At 52.7% G+C, this 14,755-nt stretch carries 17 protein-coding genes; 7 read left to right on the top strand and 10 right to left on the bottom strand.

Annotated features, from left to right (window positions below; genetic code table 11):
- Positions 1 to 158: 158 nt before the first annotated feature.
- Positions 159 to 1,340 (bottom strand): nitrate regulatory protein NasR, encoded by a 1,182-nt coding sequence (gene nasR, locus OGY18_RS19610; RefSeq protein ID WP_286554105.1) that lies wholly within the window; start codon positions 1,338 to 1,340, stop codon positions 159 to 161.
- A 73-nt stretch (positions 1,341 to 1,413) separates the two neighbouring features.
- On the opposite strand from nasR, the gene OGY18_RS19615 reads away from it, so the two are divergent.
- Together OGY18_RS19615 and OGY18_RS19620 are read left to right on the top strand one after the other, a co-directional pair.
- Entirely contained in the window at positions 1,414 to 1,767 is a 354-nt protein-coding gene (locus tag OGY18_RS19615) for a DsrE/DsrF/TusD sulfur relay family protein (protein ID WP_003833402.1), read from the top strand.
- A gap of 261 nt (positions 1,768 to 2,028) precedes the next feature.
- Entirely contained in the window at positions 2,029 to 2,274 is a 246-nt protein-coding gene (locus OGY18_RS19620; protein WP_286554107.1) for a DUF1883 domain-containing protein, read from the top strand.
- 54 nt (positions 2,275 to 2,328) lie between these two features.
- Here OGY18_RS19620 and OGY18_RS19625 read toward each other — a convergent pair whose 3' ends face one another.
- Positions 2,329 to 3,024, bottom strand: coding sequence for a gamma-glutamylcyclotransferase (locus OGY18_RS19625; protein ID WP_003833406.1), 696 nt, complete (start codon positions 3,022 to 3,024; stop codon positions 2,329 to 2,331).
- 403 nt (positions 3,025 to 3,427) lie between these two features.
- On the opposite strand from OGY18_RS19625, the gene chaA reads away from it, so the two are divergent.
- A complete protein-coding gene (chaA, locus tag OGY18_RS19630; protein WP_003833407.1) occupies positions 3,428 to 4,528 on the top strand; it encodes a sodium-potassium/proton antiporter ChaA in 1,101 nt (366 codons plus the stop codon).
- A gap of 54 nt (positions 4,529 to 4,582) precedes the next feature.
- Here chaA and OGY18_RS19635 read toward each other — a convergent pair whose 3' ends face one another.
- Complete coding sequence (locus tag OGY18_RS19635) at positions 4,583 to 4,666, bottom strand: hypothetical protein (RefSeq protein ID WP_231133706.1); 84 nt, start codon at positions 4,664 to 4,666, stop codon at positions 4,583 to 4,585.
- A gap of 333 nt (positions 4,667 to 4,999) precedes the next feature.
- Positions 5,000 to 5,593 carry a TetR/AcrR family transcriptional regulator gene (locus OGY18_RS19640; RefSeq protein ID WP_286554110.1) on the bottom strand — a complete coding sequence of 198 codons (594 nt, stop codon included), beginning with the start codon at positions 5,591 to 5,593 and terminating at the stop codon, positions 5,000 to 5,002.
- A 72-nt stretch (positions 5,594 to 5,665) separates the two neighbouring features.
- Here OGY18_RS19640 and bdcA point away from each other — a divergent pair, with 72 nt between their 5' ends.
- Positions 5,666 to 6,379 carry an SDR family oxidoreductase gene (gene bdcA, locus OGY18_RS19645; RefSeq protein ID WP_048216243.1) on the top strand — a complete coding sequence of 238 codons (714 nt, stop codon included), beginning with the start codon at positions 5,666 to 5,668 and terminating at the stop codon, positions 6,377 to 6,379.
- Positions 6,380 to 6,446: 67 nt separating this feature from the next.
- Here bdcA and kdsA read toward each other — a convergent pair whose 3' ends face one another.
- From kdsA to hemA, 6 genes are read right to left on the bottom strand one after another with little or no spacing between them, the layout of a single operon-like run.
- Positions 6,447 to 7,301 (bottom strand): 3-deoxy-8-phosphooctulonate synthase, encoded by an 855-nt coding sequence (kdsA, locus tag OGY18_RS19650; protein WP_003020772.1) that lies wholly within the window; start codon positions 7,299 to 7,301, stop codon positions 6,447 to 6,449.
- Between the two features lie 35 nt (positions 7,302 to 7,336).
- The gene (gene sirB1, locus OGY18_RS19655) at positions 7,337 to 8,146 is read right to left on the bottom strand and encodes an invasion regulator SirB1 (protein WP_286554113.1); all 810 of its coding nucleotides are present in this window, start codon (positions 8,144 to 8,146) and stop codon (positions 7,337 to 7,339) included.
- Positions 8,147 to 8,148: 2 nt separating this feature from the next.
- Positions 8,149 to 8,541 (bottom strand): invasion regulator SirB2, encoded by a 393-nt coding sequence (gene sirB2 / locus OGY18_RS19660; RefSeq protein WP_003833414.1) that lies wholly within the window; start codon positions 8,539 to 8,541, stop codon positions 8,149 to 8,151.
- Positions 8,538 to 9,371 (bottom strand): peptide chain release factor N(5)-glutamine methyltransferase, encoded by an 834-nt coding sequence (gene prmC, locus OGY18_RS19665; protein ID WP_003833416.1) that lies wholly within the window; start codon positions 9,369 to 9,371, stop codon positions 8,538 to 8,540. Before prmC ends, sirB2 begins: the two co-directional genes overlap by 4 nt.
- Complete coding sequence (gene prfA / locus OGY18_RS19670; RefSeq protein ID WP_003020786.1) at positions 9,371 to 10,453, bottom strand: peptide chain release factor 1; 1,083 nt, start codon at positions 10,451 to 10,453, stop codon at positions 9,371 to 9,373. Before prfA ends, prmC begins: the two co-directional genes overlap by 1 nt.
- A 41-nt stretch (positions 10,454 to 10,494) precedes the next feature.
- On the bottom strand, positions 10,495 to 11,751 hold the full coding sequence (hemA, locus tag OGY18_RS19675; RefSeq protein WP_003833420.1) for a glutamyl-tRNA reductase: 1,257 nt from the start codon (positions 11,749 to 11,751) through the stop codon (positions 10,495 to 10,497).
- Positions 11,752 to 11,962: 211 nt separating this feature from the next.
- On the opposite strand from hemA, the gene lolB reads away from it, so the two are divergent.
- The 3 genes from lolB to prs all read left to right on the top strand — a co-directional run bounded on the left by lolB (position 11,963) and on the right by prs (position 14,651).
- Positions 11,963 to 12,586, top strand: a complete 624-nt coding sequence (gene lolB, locus OGY18_RS19680) for a lipoprotein insertase outer membrane protein LolB (RefSeq protein WP_003833422.1) — start codon at positions 11,963 to 11,965, stop codon at positions 12,584 to 12,586.
- On the top strand, positions 12,583 to 13,434 hold the full coding sequence (gene ispE / locus OGY18_RS19685; RefSeq protein ID WP_286554116.1) for a 4-(cytidine 5'-diphospho)-2-C-methyl-D-erythritol kinase: 852 nt from the start codon (positions 12,583 to 12,585) through the stop codon (positions 13,432 to 13,434). The genes lolB and ispE overlap by 4 nt, the downstream gene beginning before the upstream one ends.
- 269 nt (positions 13,435 to 13,703) lie before the next feature.
- A complete protein-coding gene (prs, locus tag OGY18_RS19690) occupies positions 13,704 to 14,651 on the top strand; it encodes a ribose-phosphate diphosphokinase (RefSeq protein ID WP_001518537.1) in 948 nt (315 codons plus the stop codon).
- Positions 14,652 to 14,755 lie beyond the last annotated feature (104 nt).

Genomic DNA, 14,755 nt, shown 5'->3' on the forward strand with positions numbered 1-14,755 from the left:
AAACAGTCAGACCGCCGTTGGCCTGCTGCTAAATTGTCTGTATGAGTGAATGCAATTCAGATGCCAGAATTACACTGGCGGTTTTAGCGGGTTCGACGCGTACCAGACGCCGCGGTGCACCCAAATATGGCAGACACTGCCCGCCTGTTGTGCAGTCGCTATCCCTGCATCAGGGATTTAACGGTAAGCAATGCCCGGGCGATATCGACCATCCGTTGGTTTTTATCCATCGCCATTTTTCGCAATAGCTGCCACGCCTGTTCTTCGCTGACCTGCTGGTGATTCATCAGGATGCTTTTTGCTTTATCAATCACCCTGCGCTCCTCTAAGGCGTCCTGCAATGAGGCAAGTTGGGCGCTCATTTGCTCCAGCTGGCGAGCCTGCTGGCGAACAACCCGCAATAATTGTTTATCCCGGCGCAGCGAGAGGGGTTCGTCAGCACGGTCGTCAAGCCAGTTGTCGAGCGGCAAAGCGTAGGTTTCTTCCGCCAGCCGACGCGCCACGACATTCAGCAATTCGGTAATCAACATCTCTTCGAGATGTCGTAATTGTTCAAGCCGCTGCGTTTGCAGGGTAAACCAGCGTAGCGCGCGTTCACCGTTATCGAGTTGGGGTTGTCGCGTACAGGCCTGGCGTCGCAGTTGTTCGATGGCGCCCGATGCCTCGCATTGCTGACGAAAATGCTGCACCAGTACAGGCGAAGCCAGGGAGATAAAGGTATCAAAGCACGGCTGCTGCCCGTCTATTCTGTCCACCAGCTCCTGGCGCATTTGAGGGTTAAATTCGCCCTGGGTAAAGCCAATGGCCCCTAACGCCCGCTCTTGTCCTACCAGCTCTTTACCCTGCATAAAACTGTACAGCGCCACCAGCCCACCTGCGACATGGGGATAATCAATGCTGTCGTTAAGCTGCGGCACAATACCCAGCAGATGGCGTAACGTCCGGCTGTACTGCTCCATCGCCTGCTGTGCATCGATAGTCTGCCCGCTGACAGACTCACGCAGCGTCGTTAGCTGATCGAGGCACCAGACGGTGCCAGCAATACGGTGGCACAATGCACTGCCCGCCACCGGCATAATGTGCTGGAAAAGGATATGCAGTTGCCGACACTCTTCATCCACCAGCGCCCGACTGGCACGGACCTCCCGATCATAAAGCGTACCTTGAGAACACAACCAGATATTGGATGCACCGCGTTCGCACTGTAGCATATGCACCAGATGGCTAATGCGCATCACCAACTTACCGGACTGTGCCAGTTGGCGAAGCTGGGTGTTCTCAAGCTGGCGGGCATGGCGAAACCATTGCGTCGCGCCGGAATTTTGTGCATTTGTCATCATCTCTGCCCTCACCGATAACGGGTTATCCCTGAGGACAAGCAATATCCATGCCCCCCTGACAACAGGAGTAAAAATGCAAAAGATAGTGATCGTCGCGAACGGTGCTGCCTATGGAAGCGAATCGTTATTTAACAGCCTGCGTCTGGCCATCGCCCTGCGCGAACAGGAAGCGGATCTCGACCTGCGTCTGTTTTTAATGTCGGACGCGGTAACCGCGGGATTACGAGGTCAGAAACCTGCAGAAGGATACAATATTCAGCAAATGCTGGAGATCCTGACGGCGCAAAATGTGCCGGTCAAACTGTGCAAAACCTGCACCGATGGCCGTGGGATCACGACGCTGCCATTAATTGACGGAGTAGCCGTCGGCACGCTGGTAGAACTGGCTCAATGGACGCTGGCTGCAGATAAAGTGCTGACCTTCTGATACACCGCTTCAGGCAAGCTCACTGAAAGTGTCGATAATTTCCGGATTTAATCGTAGATGGGCGCGGTTTCGTTGAACGTTAGCACGCCCTTTCAACCCTTTTGAGGGATTTTGTCACTTTTGTTTAATCGTTATGCCATTTTTTGATCAAAATCAGCATCCTGTTGCTCCCCCTTTGGTGTTATGCAATGAGTGAAATGTGAACAACATCACGCAGCACTTTCGACAGAAAGTACGTTGTTTTCAAGAACGGGGTGAAAAATGGCATTAGTGAAGGCGAGTTTAAAGTTATTTGGTGGCGATACGGTGGTTGTGCGCTGTTCCGAGCGCTGTCACATCCATCTGATGAGCGAGAAAAATCACGTCAAAGACACGCAGTCCGACATTTTAAGCGTGCAGGATCGTGATAACGCATGGTTAACCGTACCGTATACCGGCGTATGGAATGTGCTGATCGACAGCCATAGCCGGTCGCTCGAGCATTCAATAAGTTATATTGCAGCCTAAGCGTTAATTGCCCGAAAAGCGCCTGGCTTTCGGGCATTCAGTTCCTGGCTGGATTCAGGCAAACCCTGGACGCATAACACCTTCCGGCAGATTCTCTCCCAACAATCGTTTGACCGTGATCACCAGATCGTTAAGACAATCATCCTGCATCCCCAACTTGACCAGCTCTTGTTCCAGTGAGAACAGATACTGGGCGTTGGTGCCTAAAGGTCCGCTCGCCGTGGCGATAAGCGGCGCAATCACCTGCGCGCGCGTGTCTGACTCAAACAGCGGATGACGCGGATCCATAATAAAGACCAGTGCGTTCACCGTCCTGCCGTCATCAAGCGCCAACTGACACCAGGTCGGCAGATAACAGCCGGTGATCATTTCTCGCTTCCACAGCAGTGAAAGCTCTTGTTCCAGGGACGCGTCCGGCAAACGGTAGGCCACACCGGTGGTGCGTCCGCCTTCTTTCAGGGCCAGCATACGTCCTGGCTGACACGCCGTTCCTCGCCCCGCCGTCAGACGCAGGCAAAAGGCACGGTGCCAGCCGACTAACGTCCCGGTACAAGACTCTTCAAATTCTAAGGCCGGGTTCCACATCAATGATCCATAACCGAAGATCCACACCGGTCCATCATCTGGTCGGCAAGCGAGCGTGGCAGCCAGTGAGGCTGCACGTTGTTCCGCTGACCAGAGTAGTGATTCTTCAATAGCACCAAATGCCGTCTTACAGTCGGCATTCAATAAAAAATCACGCGTTAACACCTTACACCTCCGCCACTGCTGCTTCCCTGCGACAACTTTTTTGACGCCTTCCGGGCTTTTTTACTGCTCATTTTGAAACCAATATCTGGACAATAGGCAATTCACCGCTCGCTTGCAAGGGAACAAAGTGTCAACGGCACTTTATATCCTCTCGTGGTGGTACGTCCTGCACTATCATTTGTATCAGTACGATCATCAATTTTTGTGGATGCTAAAATCTAATGTGTTGTTATTTAAATATTCTCTAAACAAGATATGCAATTTCATTCGCTCGGATGCAAAAAATGGTCCATGCCGTAAAATTACGTAAAATCAGATCGGAAATACCGAAAGTTCTGTTATTTTTTACATTCTTTAATACTTTTATAATTATAAATACCTGCAGAGATGGAGAATTAGTTCAATGACACATGTACATGAGGCGGTAAAAACCCGCCACAAGGAGACCTCTCTCGTCTTCCCGATTTTGGCGCTGGTAGTACTGTTCTTCTGGGGGAGCAGTCAGTCACTACCAGTGGTCATCGGTATTAATGCGCTGGCCCTTATTGGTATATTAAGCAGCGCATTCAGCGTTGTCCGTCATGCGGATGTATTAGCACATCGACTTGGCGAACCCTACGGGTCGCTGATCCTCAGCCTGTCCGTTGTTATTCTTGAAGTCAGCTTAATCTCCGCATTAATGGCGACCGGCGATGCAGCGCCTACGCTCATGCGCGATACGCTATATTCAATCATTATGATCGTAACCGGCGGCCTGGTCGGTTTTTCATTACTGTTAGGTGGCCGTAAATTTGCCACTCAGTATATGAATCTGTTTGGTATTAAGCAGTATTTAATCGCCCTGTTTCCGCTGGCCATTATTGTACTGGTGTTCCCGATGGCTTTACCGGGTGCAAATTTCACTACCGCGCAGGCGCTATTAGTGGCATTAATTTCTGCGGCGATGTACGGCGTATTTTTGCTGATACAAACTAAAACGCATCAGAGTCTGTTCATTTATGAGCATGAAGACGAGGGTGACGACGATGATCCGCATCACGGTAAACCGTCAGCCCACAGCAATATGTGGCATGCCGCCTGGCTTATCATTCATCTGATCGCTGTTATTGCCGTGACCAAAATGAACGCCAGCCCGCTGGAGACATTGCTGACTGAACTGAATGCCCCAGTGGCATTTACCGGTTTCCTGGTCGCATTGCTGATCCTCTCCCCTGAAGGGCTGGGTGCGCTGAAAGCGGTTCTGAGCAACCAGGTACAGCGGGCGATGAATTTGTTCTTCGGTTCAGTATTAGCCACCATTTCACTGACCGTTCCGGTAGTGACCCTGATCGCATGGGCAACCGGGAATGACTTGGTCTTTGCGCTGGGCGCGCCAGAGATGATTGTGATGGTTTCATCACTGGTACTGTGCCACATCTCTTTCTCCACCGGACGCACCAACGTGCTTAACGGTGCGGCGCATCTGGCGCTGTTTATCGCCTATCTGATGACGATATTTGCCTGATTAGTTTTTCTGGTAGAACCCACGGCCCTTCGCAGGGCCGTTTTCTTTTACCGCTCACTGCTCCGGATAAACCTGTTGGCCATCGACAAACGTTAATAACGACTCCGTTTGGTGCAATTTATCTGCCGGAATAGCCATAATATCCTGATTAAGCACCGCAAAATCGGCGAGCTTACCTACCCGCAAACTACCCTCTGCTGTTCTGCAAAAGCTATCCAGGCGGCATTTAGAGTTTACATTTTTAACGCATCTTCTCGGCTTAACTGGCGCGCATTATGGCGTACCGTGCCGTCGAGCGCTTTAGCTGTTACATGATATTCAATGGCATGCCATACTCCTGCAACGCCAATCCGCGTCGCATCAGTACCACCTACAACGATAACCCCCTGCTCTGATGCGGGTTGATATGAGGCACCGCCTGATTAAGTTCCCATTTTCCCCATCATATTTATCTACCTTATCATGTGATGATCATCTGGAAAGCTGATGCCGCACCGCTACGCTGGCGATTCGCGCGCTGGCTAGCAGACGTTCGAACGAATGCCCGCAACGTGCTTTTCCCGACAGGCCAAGCATTGTGGTACTGACGTAATCAGTCAGGCTGTCAGCCTCTTTAGGATGCCGCTGTGCGATAAAGTCGTGAATTTTATATTCGGTAGCCGAGTAGAAATTCCGCGCGACCTTCCTCGCCTGCGGATCGTTACTGTGCGTGCCCTCCAGGACCAAACATCCCGGCGCATGCGGATCTGCGGCATAACGTCGCGCCGCCTCTTCAAGCAGATCGGTAAGACATTCAGAAACCGGTTTGTCGGGACGCAGAATGTCATCAAAAGGGATTGCCTCAGTTTGTACGTAGCGGTCAAGAACACGTTTATAAAGACCGATTTTGTTCCCAAAAGCAGCATAGAAACTGGGGGGCTTGATCGACAACGCCGCGGTGACATCCGCCACGCTAACTGCGTCATAGCCATGTGCGTGAAACAAGGGTTGTACTTTGGCAACGGCCATTTCTGGATCAAAATTACGTGGGCGTCCAGGTGCACGAGTGCATTTTGTAGTGCTCATTACAAATCCATTGACAGAAAACTGTGCACCTATTATATATCGATCACTACATAATTGTTCAAGGAGTACCTCATGTCTTCTTTTAACGGCAAGTCAGTTCTGGTTCTTGGCGGCAGTCGTGGGATTGGCGCGGCTATCGTGCGCCGTTTTGCCGCGGATGGCGCATCGGTTACCTTTACCTATTCAGGCTCCCCTGACGCTGCCAAAGCGCTTGCTGATGAGACGGGTACCCAGACAGCGCAAACCGATAGCGCCGATCGTAACGCCGTCATCAACCGGGTTCGCGAAAGCGGCCCGCTGGACGTGCTGGTAGTTAATGCAGGCATTATTCTGTTTGGTGATGCGCTGGAGCAGGATCCGGATGACGTTGAGCGCCTGTTCCGAATTAACATTCATTCCCCATACTATGCGGCCGTGGAAGCGGCACGACAGATGCCTGACGGCGGACGCATTATCATTATTGGCTCTGTGAATGGCGACCGTATGCCTCTTGCTGGCCTGGCTTCTTATGCGGTGAGCAAATCAGCGCTGCAAGGGCTGGCCCGTGGACTGGCTCGTGATTTCGGCCCGCGCGGCATTACGGTTAACGTGGTTCAACCAGGTCCTATTGATACCGATGCCAACCCGGAAGATGGCCCACTGAAAGAGGTGATGCACAGTTTTATGGCGCTAAAACGACATGGCCGTCCAGAGGAAGTGGCGGGAATGGTTGCCTGGCTTGCAGGCCCTGAGGCAGGGTTTGTAACGGGGGCAATGCATACGATTGACGGTGCGTTTGGCGCCTGATGACAATCCTTAACACTTTTATCAAACAGCAGTCCGAAGAGATATCTCTCCGGACTGCAACACTTTCTTAGTTCTCGGTATCCAGCTCGTCGAAGCTTTTCACCAGGTCATCAATCGCTTTAATCTGGGTCAGGAACTGTTCCAGTTTCGCCAGTGGCAGCGCGGATGGGCCATCGCATTTCGCATTGGCTGGATCCGGATGCGCTTCAATAAACAGACCTGCCAGACCTACCGCCATACCGGCACGCGCCAGTTCGGTAACCTGCGCACGACGACCGCCGCTTGCTGCGCCAAACGGGTCACGGCATTGCAGCGCATGGGTAACGTCAAAAATCACCGGTGAGTTGCCGGAGACTTTCTTCATCACACTGAAGCCCAGCATGTCCACAACCAGGTTGTCATAACCAAAGTTCGCACCACGGTCGCACAGAATAACCTTATCGTTACCACCTTCATGGAATTTATCCACGATATTGCCCATCTGGCCCGGGCTTACGAACTGCGGTTTCTTCACGTTGATAACGGCACCGGTTTTGGCCATCGCTTCCACCAGATCGGTCTGACGAGCAAGGAATGCCGGCAGCTGAATCACATCCACCACGTCAGCAACAGGCTGAGCCTGGCTGGCTTCGTGAACGTCGGTGATCACTTTTACGCCAAAAGTCTGCTTCAGTTCCTGGAAGATTTTCATCCCTTCTTCAAGGCCCGGTCCACGGTAAGAGTGGATGGAAGAACGGTTGGCTTTATCAAAGGAGGCTTTGAACACGTAAGGGATACCCAGCTTTTGAGTAACGGTTACGTAGTGCTCACAAATGCGCATCGCCAGATCGCGGGATTCCAGCACGTTCATTCCGCCAAACAGCACGAACGGCAGGTCATTTGCCACGTTGATGTCGCCAATGCTAACCACTTTTTGTTTCATAGGATCGCCTTAAACGGTAGGTAAAGTGTCATTAATCAATGCAATACAATTTGCTTGTGCGAAATAGTATTAATCTGCGCACGAATCATTTCGCTGATCGGGTCTTCCGGACACTGTTCAACGAAATAACTTAAATCGGTCAGCGCAACATGTTCACACTCCAGTTGCGCGTAAATTAATCCACGATCGCGTATTTCATACGGATCTTCAGGATTAAACTGTAATAGTGCTTCGCTGGCACGCAGCGCCAGCTCCATTTGCCGCTCTTCCATCAGCGATGATTTCAGCGTATCGAGCAGCTTACGAATTACTTCTGCATTATCCGCCTCATCCAGGTCTTCGTTAAACAGCTCCGCGACCGGGCTGATATTCCCCTTCAGCCACACTTCCAGCGTGTGCTCATTTAACGTTTCGCCATTGAACGGATTGATTAGCCACATTTCGCCATCGAGCGATTCAATACGCAGGATGAGTTGTGTCGGGAAAATCACCGGCACCAGCGGCAGTTCCAGTCGGTTGGCAATCCACAATAAGATCGCGCCCAGGGATACGGCACTGCCCTGACGATTTTTCAGTACCTGATCAAGCCATAGTGCATCAGAAAGACGATAGATGCCGTGGGTATCCGTAAACCCCCATTCGCCGTAAAAAAGTGCCAGCAGTTTTTCCAGTTGCTCATCCTGAGACAGGAGCTGGCTAATTTCTTCTTGCGCCAGACTGACCAGACGTTCCAGTTCGTCATAGACAGTTTGTGTTGGAAAATCCAGACGGATAGACTCCGACGCCAGGATCATCCCATCACACAATGGCGCTTTATTAAATTCGAAATCAGCTAACGACCTCATGCTTACCCCAGTAACGGTATTTTTGTGGTGGCGAGTTTAATGATGATGTACAGCACCACCAGCGCCAGCGGAAAAGCGATTAATCGCGCCTGCTGACTGCGCGCCCGACGATAATCGAGCGCAATAAAACCCAAAACGATGTAAATGATAACCCCAAACAGCTTTTCAGTCAGCCATGTCCCGTGCTCAGTGAATGGCAGGACGTGCGCTTTAACCATTAACGCTACGCCGCTGAGTAATAAAACGGTATCGACAACCGGCGGCACGATGCGCGTCCAGCGCGCGCAGGCAAGGCGCGAGTCGGTGTAACGCCACCAAAATCGCAGCGTCAGCAAACCAACCGAAAGCGCAATGCTGATGAGATGGACGTTGAGTAACACACCGAAGGTACTCATGATGGGATGCGTCCAAGCGTAATTCGCTCGTTGCCGCCATAGTCACGACAGGTTTCAACCGCCAGGTAACCTGCACGAGTAAAAGCGTCACGGACGGCCTCGCCCTGTTGCCAACCATGTTCCAACAACAGATAGCCGCCGGGCGTTAATACGCGCTGAGACTGGTCAATGATATGCACGATATCCGCCAGCCCCTGATCGCTCGCCACCAGTGCCGACAGCGGTTCAAAGCGAACGTCGCCTTGTGCCAGGTGCGGATCCTGCTCGTCGATATACGGCGGATTGCTGACAATCATGTCAAACTGCTGTCCCTGCAATGCGCTGAACCAGTTGCTTTGCAGCACGCAAACATTGTCGATGCCCAGTTGCTGCTTGTTGCGAATGGCCAGTGCCACGGCATCAGGCATGCGGTCTACAGCAGTCACTGCACAATCCGGACGCTCGGTTGCCAGCGCCAGTGCAATGGCACCCGTGCCGGTTCCTAAATCAAGAATACGACACGCTGAGGCCGGCAGGCGAGCCAGCGCCTGCTCCACCAGACACTCGGTATCCGGACGCGGAATAAGCGTGGCTGGAGACACAAATAGCGGCAGCGACCAGAACTCACGCACGCCGGTTAAGTGCGCCACCGGCTCTCCCCGCTGACGCCGCTCCAGTAACGTATCAAGCTGTTGACGCTGCGCCTCGGTTAACTCCGTTTCGCCGAAAGCCAGAATAAAGGTGCGCCCTTTGCCAGTAACAAACTCGAGTAAAATCTCGGCGTCACGGCGCGGGCTTTCGCTTGCCTGTAATTGGCTAATTGCTTCACGCAGCCAGTGCTGATAATCCATTAATCCTGCTCGGACAACGCCGCCAGTTGGTCGGCCTGGTATTCCTGGACAATCGGCTCAATGAGCATATCCAGTTTGCCTTCCATCGCTTCATCCAGACGGTAGAGCGTCAGGTTAATGCGGTGATCGGTCACACGACCCTGCGGGAAGTTATAGGTACGGTTACGATCGCTGCGATCGCCACTTCCCAACAGGTTACGACGTTCAGAGGCTTCCGCCTGTTGACGTCTTGCCACTTCGGCGGCACGAATACGCGCCCCCAGCACCGACATCGCTTTGGCTTTGTTTTTATGCTGTGAACGTTCGTCCTGGCATTCCACTACGATACCGGTCGGTAAGTGGGTAATACGGATTGCGGAGTCGGTGGTGTTAACGTGCTGACCGCCCGCGCCTGATGAACGGAAGGTGTCAATACGCAGATCGGCCGGGTTGATGTCCGGCAGTTCGGCATCCGGCAGTTCCGGCATAACCGCGACCGTACAGGCAGAGGTATGAATACGCCCCTGCGATTCCGTCGCAGGTACGCGCTGCACGCGATGGCCGCCAGACTCAAACTTCAGTCGCCCGTAAACGCCTTCGCCGCTAATCTTGGCAATGACTTCTTTAAACCCGCCATGCTCGCCTTCGCTGGCGCTCATGATCTCAACCCGCCAGCGACGCGATTCAGCGTAGCGGCTGTACATGCGGAACAGATCGCCGGCAAACAGCGCCGCTTCATCACCACCGGTTCCCGCGCGCACTTCGAGGAAGGCGTTACGTTCGTCATCGGGATCTTTAGGTAATAGCAGGACCTGCAGATGCTGTTCCAGCTGCTCACATTTCTCTTTTGCTTCGCGCAGTTCATCCTGCGCCATTTCACGCATTTCAGGATCGTCGAGCATCATCTGAGCCGTCTCGATATCTTCCTGAACCTGTTGCCAGTCCGTAAAACAGCGAGATACATCGCTTAATTGCGCATATTCGCGCGACAGCGCACGAAAGCGATCCTGGTCTGCGATAGTCCCCGCATCACCGAGCAGCGCCTGAACTTCTTCATGGCGTTCATGCAGGGCTTCCAGTTTGGCAACGATAGAAGGCTTCATAGGCGTAAATGCACCCTGTAAAAAATAAGATTGGTGTGCTGCTACTCCAGCCCGAGGCTGTCGCGCAGAATATTCAGGCGTTCACTATCCCCGTCACGGGCGGCCTGTTGAAGTGATTTGGTTGGTGCATGAATCAGGCGATTGGTCAGTTTCCAGGCCAGATCCTGCATAATGGCTTGCGCATCACCGCCCTGTTGAAGAGCGGCCAACGCTTTGGCGGTCAGTTCATCACGGATCTGTTCTGACTGACTGCGATACTCGCGGATAGTGTCGCTTGCGCCCTGGGCGCGTAGCCAGGCCATAAACTCGCTGGCTTCCTGCTCCACTATCGTTTCGGCTTCCACCGCCGCCGCTTTGCGCTGGGCCAGGTTATGCGAAATAATGCTTTGCAGGTCATCAACGCTGTACAGATAGGCGTTAGACAATTTACCCACTTCCGGCTCGACATCGCGCGGTACGGCGATATCCACCAGCAACATAGGCTGATTGCGGCGGTTTTTAAGCGCACGTTCCACCATTCCTTTGCCGATAATCGGCAGCGGACTGGCGGTAGAACTGATAATGATATCGGCATCCTGTAAACGCGCGTCTATATCACTCAGTGAAATCACCTCGGCGCCGACTTCATCCGCCAGCACCTGCGCACGCTCGCGAGTGCGGTTGGCGATGATCATCTTCTTGACTTTGTGCTCGCGCAGATGTCGCGCTACCAGCTCAATGGTTTCGCCCGCACCGACTAACAGCACGGTTACCGTGGAGAGCGATTCAAATATCTGCCGCGCCAGGGTACAGGCGGCAAACGCCACCGACACGGCGCTGGCGCCGATGTCAGTTTCTGTACGTACACGTTTTGCGACAGAGAATGATTTCTGGAACATGCGTTCCAGCGCACTGGCGTTCAGGTGACCTTTTTGCGAATCCGCAAACGCTTTTTTCACCTGCCCCAGAATTTGCGGTTCACCGAGCACCAGTGAATCCAGACCGCTGGCAACACGCATCAAATGACTGACTGCGTCGTTGTCCTGGTGCCAGTACAAGCTGTTGCGCAGATCTTCTTCATTGAGGTTATGGTATTCACACAGCCAGCGAACCAGCGCTTCTTGCAGGTTATCCTGCTCTTCAACGCTGAGATACAGCTCCGTGCGGTTACACGTCGACAGCACTACCCCGCCCTGCACCATTGGCTGCGCGAGCAGGCTGTCCAGCGCCTGATCGAGCGTATCCGGCGAAAACGTTACGCGTTCTCGCAGCGATACAGGTGCCGTTTTATGGTTAATACCAAGCGCTAAAAGGGTCATGTGTGCGGGAATAGTACCAGCGTTGATAAGGTTAGACTGGGTGCATCATACAGGATGCGTGCGGTCAATAAAAGAGACTGACCCCTTTTGGAGTAATAGCTTAGTGCACAAATTTAAGCGATTTAAGATAACTTGAACGTAGACGATGTCTGATGGCGGCGCTAGCATTAAGAGTTATAACTGCAACGTATCTCAAGGATTTGTCATCATTATGACCCTGCCTGATTTTCGCCTGATTCGCCTGCTGCCGCTGGCGGCCCTGGTTCTTACTGCCTGTACGCTCAACGCGCCTAAAGGTCCCGGTAAAAGCCCCGATTCTCCGCAGTGGCGCCAGCACCAACAGGAAGTTCGCGCCCTGAACCAGTATCAGACGCGTGGTGCGTTTGCCTATATTTCCGATCAACAGAAAGTGTATGCCCGCTTTTTCTGGCAGCAAACCGGTCAGGATCGCTATCGTCTCCTGCTGACCAACCCACTGGGCAGCACGGAACTGGAACTTAATGCGCAGCCTGGCAACGTCGAACTGGTCGATAACAAAGGCAAGCATTACACCGCCGACGACGCTGAAGAGATGATTGGCAAACTGACCGGCATGCCTATCCCATTAAACAGCTTGCGCCAATGGATCCTTGGTCTGCCAGGTGACGCCACCGATTATAAGCTCGACGACCAATATCGTCTGAGTGAAGTGAACTACAGCAAAGACGGTAAAAACTGGAAAGTGGTCTATAGCGCCTACGACAGCAAAACCCAGCCTGCGATGCCAGCAAACATGGAGCTGTCCGACGGTTCCCAGCGTATTAAGCTGAAAATGGATAACTGGATTGTGAAATGATGACCCATTGGCCCTCTCCGGCAAAACTGAATTTGTTTTTATACATCACCGGACAGCGTGCGGACGGTTACCACACGCTGCAGACCTTATTTCAGTTTCTTGATTATGGCGACACGATAGATATTACACCGCGTAGCGACGGCGAAATTCACCTGTTAACCCCAGTGGAAGGCGTTGCGCATGAAGACAATCTGATCGTCCGTGCGGCACGTTCGCTGATGAAAGCGGCATCTGAAAGCAATCGCCTTCCCAAAGGGAGTGGTGCGGACATCAGTATCGACAAACGCCTGCCGATGGGCGGCGGTCTTGGCGGAGGTTCGTCTAATGCGGCAACCGTTCTGGTGGCGCTGAATCATCTCTGGCTGTGCGGACTTTCGGTTGATGAACTGGCGGCACTCGGCTTAACGCTGGGGGCGGATGTTCCCGTATTCGTGCGCGGCCATGCGGCCTTTGCCGAAGGTGTTGGCGAAATTCTGACGCCGGTCGAGCCTGAGGAAAAGTGGTATCTGGTTGCACATCCGGGAGTCAGTATTCCGACACCGGTGATTTTTAACGATCCCGACCTCCCGCGCAACACGCCAAAAAGGTCAATAAAAACGTTACTAAAATGTGAATTCGGCAATGATTGCGAGGTTATCGCAAGAAAACGTTTTCGCGAGGTTGATGCGGCGCTTTCCTGGCTGTTAGAATACGCGCCGTCGCGCCTGACTGGTACAGGGGCTTGTGTCTTTGCTGAATTTGACACTGAGTCTCGTGCTCGCCAGGTGCTTGAGCAAGCCCCGGAATGGCTCAAAGGCTTTGTGGCGAAAGGCGTCAACCTCTCCCCATTGCACAGAGCGTTACTCTAAATCCTTCGGGTTTCAGGAAAATGGCGAAACGACGAATCGCCAGGTGCATACAACTTCAGTATGTAACTGGTGTGAGGAATTGATGCCAGCGCAAATGAAACGCGAAAGATAAAGAGTAAGCCGGGCAAGCTGAGTTGCGGTGACAACGTCACCCTGTTCCAGACGTTGCATCGCGCTCTTTAATACACCGCATGGAGAGGATACTGCCTGGCCCGCACAGTTTTCGGCAGATTCTTTCCACCAATGGACGCATGCCTGAGGTTCTTCTCGTGCCTGATATGAAGCTTTTTGCTGGTAACGCCACCCCGGAACTAGCACAACGTATTGCCAACCGCCTGTACACTTCACTCGGCGACGCCGCTGTAGGTCGCTTTAGCGACGGCGAAGTCAGCGTACAAATTAATGAAAATGTACGCGGTGGTGATATTTTCATCATCCAGTCCACTTGTGCCCCTACTAACGACAACCTGATGGAATTGGTCGTTATGGTTGATGCGCTGCGCCGTGCTTCCGCAGGCCGTATCACCGCCGTTATTCCTTACTTCGGCTATGCACGTCAGGATCGTCGCGTACGTTCCGCTCGTGTACCGATTACCGCTAAAGTCGTCGCTGATTTCCTGTCCAGCGTTGGCGTTGACCGCGTCCTCACCGTTGACCTGCATGCTGAACAGATCCAGGGCTTCTTTGACGTACCGGTTGATAACGTATTCGGTAGCCCGATCCTGTTAGAAGACATGCTGCAGCTGAACCTGGACAACCCGATTGTGGTTTCTCCGGATATCGGTGGCGTCGTGCGTGCCCGCGCTATCGCTAAACTGCTGAACGATACCGACATGGCTATCATCGACAAACGTCGCCCGCGTGCGAACGTTTCTCAGGTGATGCACATTATTGGTGACGTTGCAGGTCGTGACTGTGTTCTGGTTGATGACATGATCGATACCGGCGGTACGCTGTGCAAAGCAGCAGAAGCACTGAAAGAACGTGGTGCTAAACGCGTATTTGCTTACGCTACTCACCCGATCTTCTCAGGTAATGCGGCAAACAACCTGCGCAACTCAGTGATTGATGAAGTCGTTGTCTGTGACACTATTCCACTGACTGACGAAATCAAAGCACTGCCAAACGTGCGTACATTGACCCTGTCGGGTATGCTGGCCGAAGCGATTCGTCGTATCAGCAACGAAGAATCCATCTCTGCTATGTTCGAGCATTAATCGAGCCCGGCTCAAAAACCCGCTGCGGCGGGTTTTTTTATCTGCAATACTTATTTGTATGACTTATGCCTCCTTCACCTGCCATTTAGTTGACAGATGATGCG

The sequence above is a fragment of the Citrobacter sp. Cpo142 genome (assembly GCF_030332425.1).
GTDB classification, from domain to species: domain Bacteria; phylum Pseudomonadota; class Gammaproteobacteria; order Enterobacterales; family Enterobacteriaceae; genus Citrobacter; species Citrobacter portucalensis.

What these genes read in the sequence shown, in the direction of transcription:
- ispE (WP_286554116.1), top strand. Translation starts at nt 12,583, where the DNA reads ATGATGACCCATTGGCCCTCTCCGGCAAAACTGAATTTGTTTTTATAC.
- prmC (WP_003833416.1), bottom strand. Translation starts at nt 9,371, where the DNA reads ATGGATTATCAGCACTGGCTGCGTGAAGCAATTAGCCAATTACAGGCA.
- sirB2 (WP_003833414.1), bottom strand. Translation starts at nt 8,541, where the DNA reads ATGAGTACCTTCGGTGTGTTACTCAACGTCCATCTCATCAGCATTGCG.
- OGY18_RS19640 (WP_286554110.1), bottom strand. Translation starts at nt 5,593, where the DNA reads ATGAGCACTACAAAATGCACTCGTGCACCTGGACGCCCACGTAATTTT.
- nasR (WP_286554105.1), bottom strand. Translation starts at nt 1,340, where the DNA reads ATGATGACAAATGCACAAAATTCCGGCGCGACGCAATGGTTTCGCCAT.
- OGY18_RS19615 (WP_003833402.1), top strand. Translation starts at nt 1,414, where the DNA reads ATGCAAAAGATAGTGATCGTCGCGAACGGTGCTGCCTATGGAAGCGAA.
- OGY18_RS19635 (WP_231133706.1), bottom strand. Translation starts at nt 4,666, where the DNA reads ATGGCTATTCCGGCAGATAAATTGCACCAAACGGAGTCGTTATTAACG.
- prfA (WP_003020786.1), bottom strand. Translation starts at nt 10,453, where the DNA reads ATGAAGCCTTCTATCGTTGCCAAACTGGAAGCCCTGCATGAACGCCAT.
- kdsA (WP_003020772.1), bottom strand. Translation starts at nt 7,301, where the DNA reads ATGAAACAAAAAGTGGTTAGCATTGGCGACATCAACGTGGCAAATGAC.
- hemA (WP_003833420.1), bottom strand. Translation starts at nt 11,751, where the DNA reads ATGACCCTTTTAGCGCTTGGTATTAACCATAAAACGGCACCTGTATCG.
- lolB (WP_003833422.1), top strand. Translation starts at nt 11,963, where the DNA reads ATGACCCTGCCTGATTTTCGCCTGATTCGCCTGCTGCCGCTGGCGGCC.
- OGY18_RS19620 (WP_286554107.1), top strand. Translation starts at nt 2,029, where the DNA reads ATGGCATTAGTGAAGGCGAGTTTAAAGTTATTTGGTGGCGATACGGTG.
- sirB1 (WP_286554113.1), bottom strand. Translation starts at nt 8,146, where the DNA reads ATGAGGTCGTTAGCTGATTTCGAATTTAATAAAGCGCCATTGTGTGAT.
- chaA (WP_003833407.1), top strand. Translation starts at nt 3,428, where the DNA reads ATGACACATGTACATGAGGCGGTAAAAACCCGCCACAAGGAGACCTCT.
- bdcA (WP_048216243.1), top strand. Translation starts at nt 5,666, where the DNA reads ATGTCTTCTTTTAACGGCAAGTCAGTTCTGGTTCTTGGCGGCAGTCGT.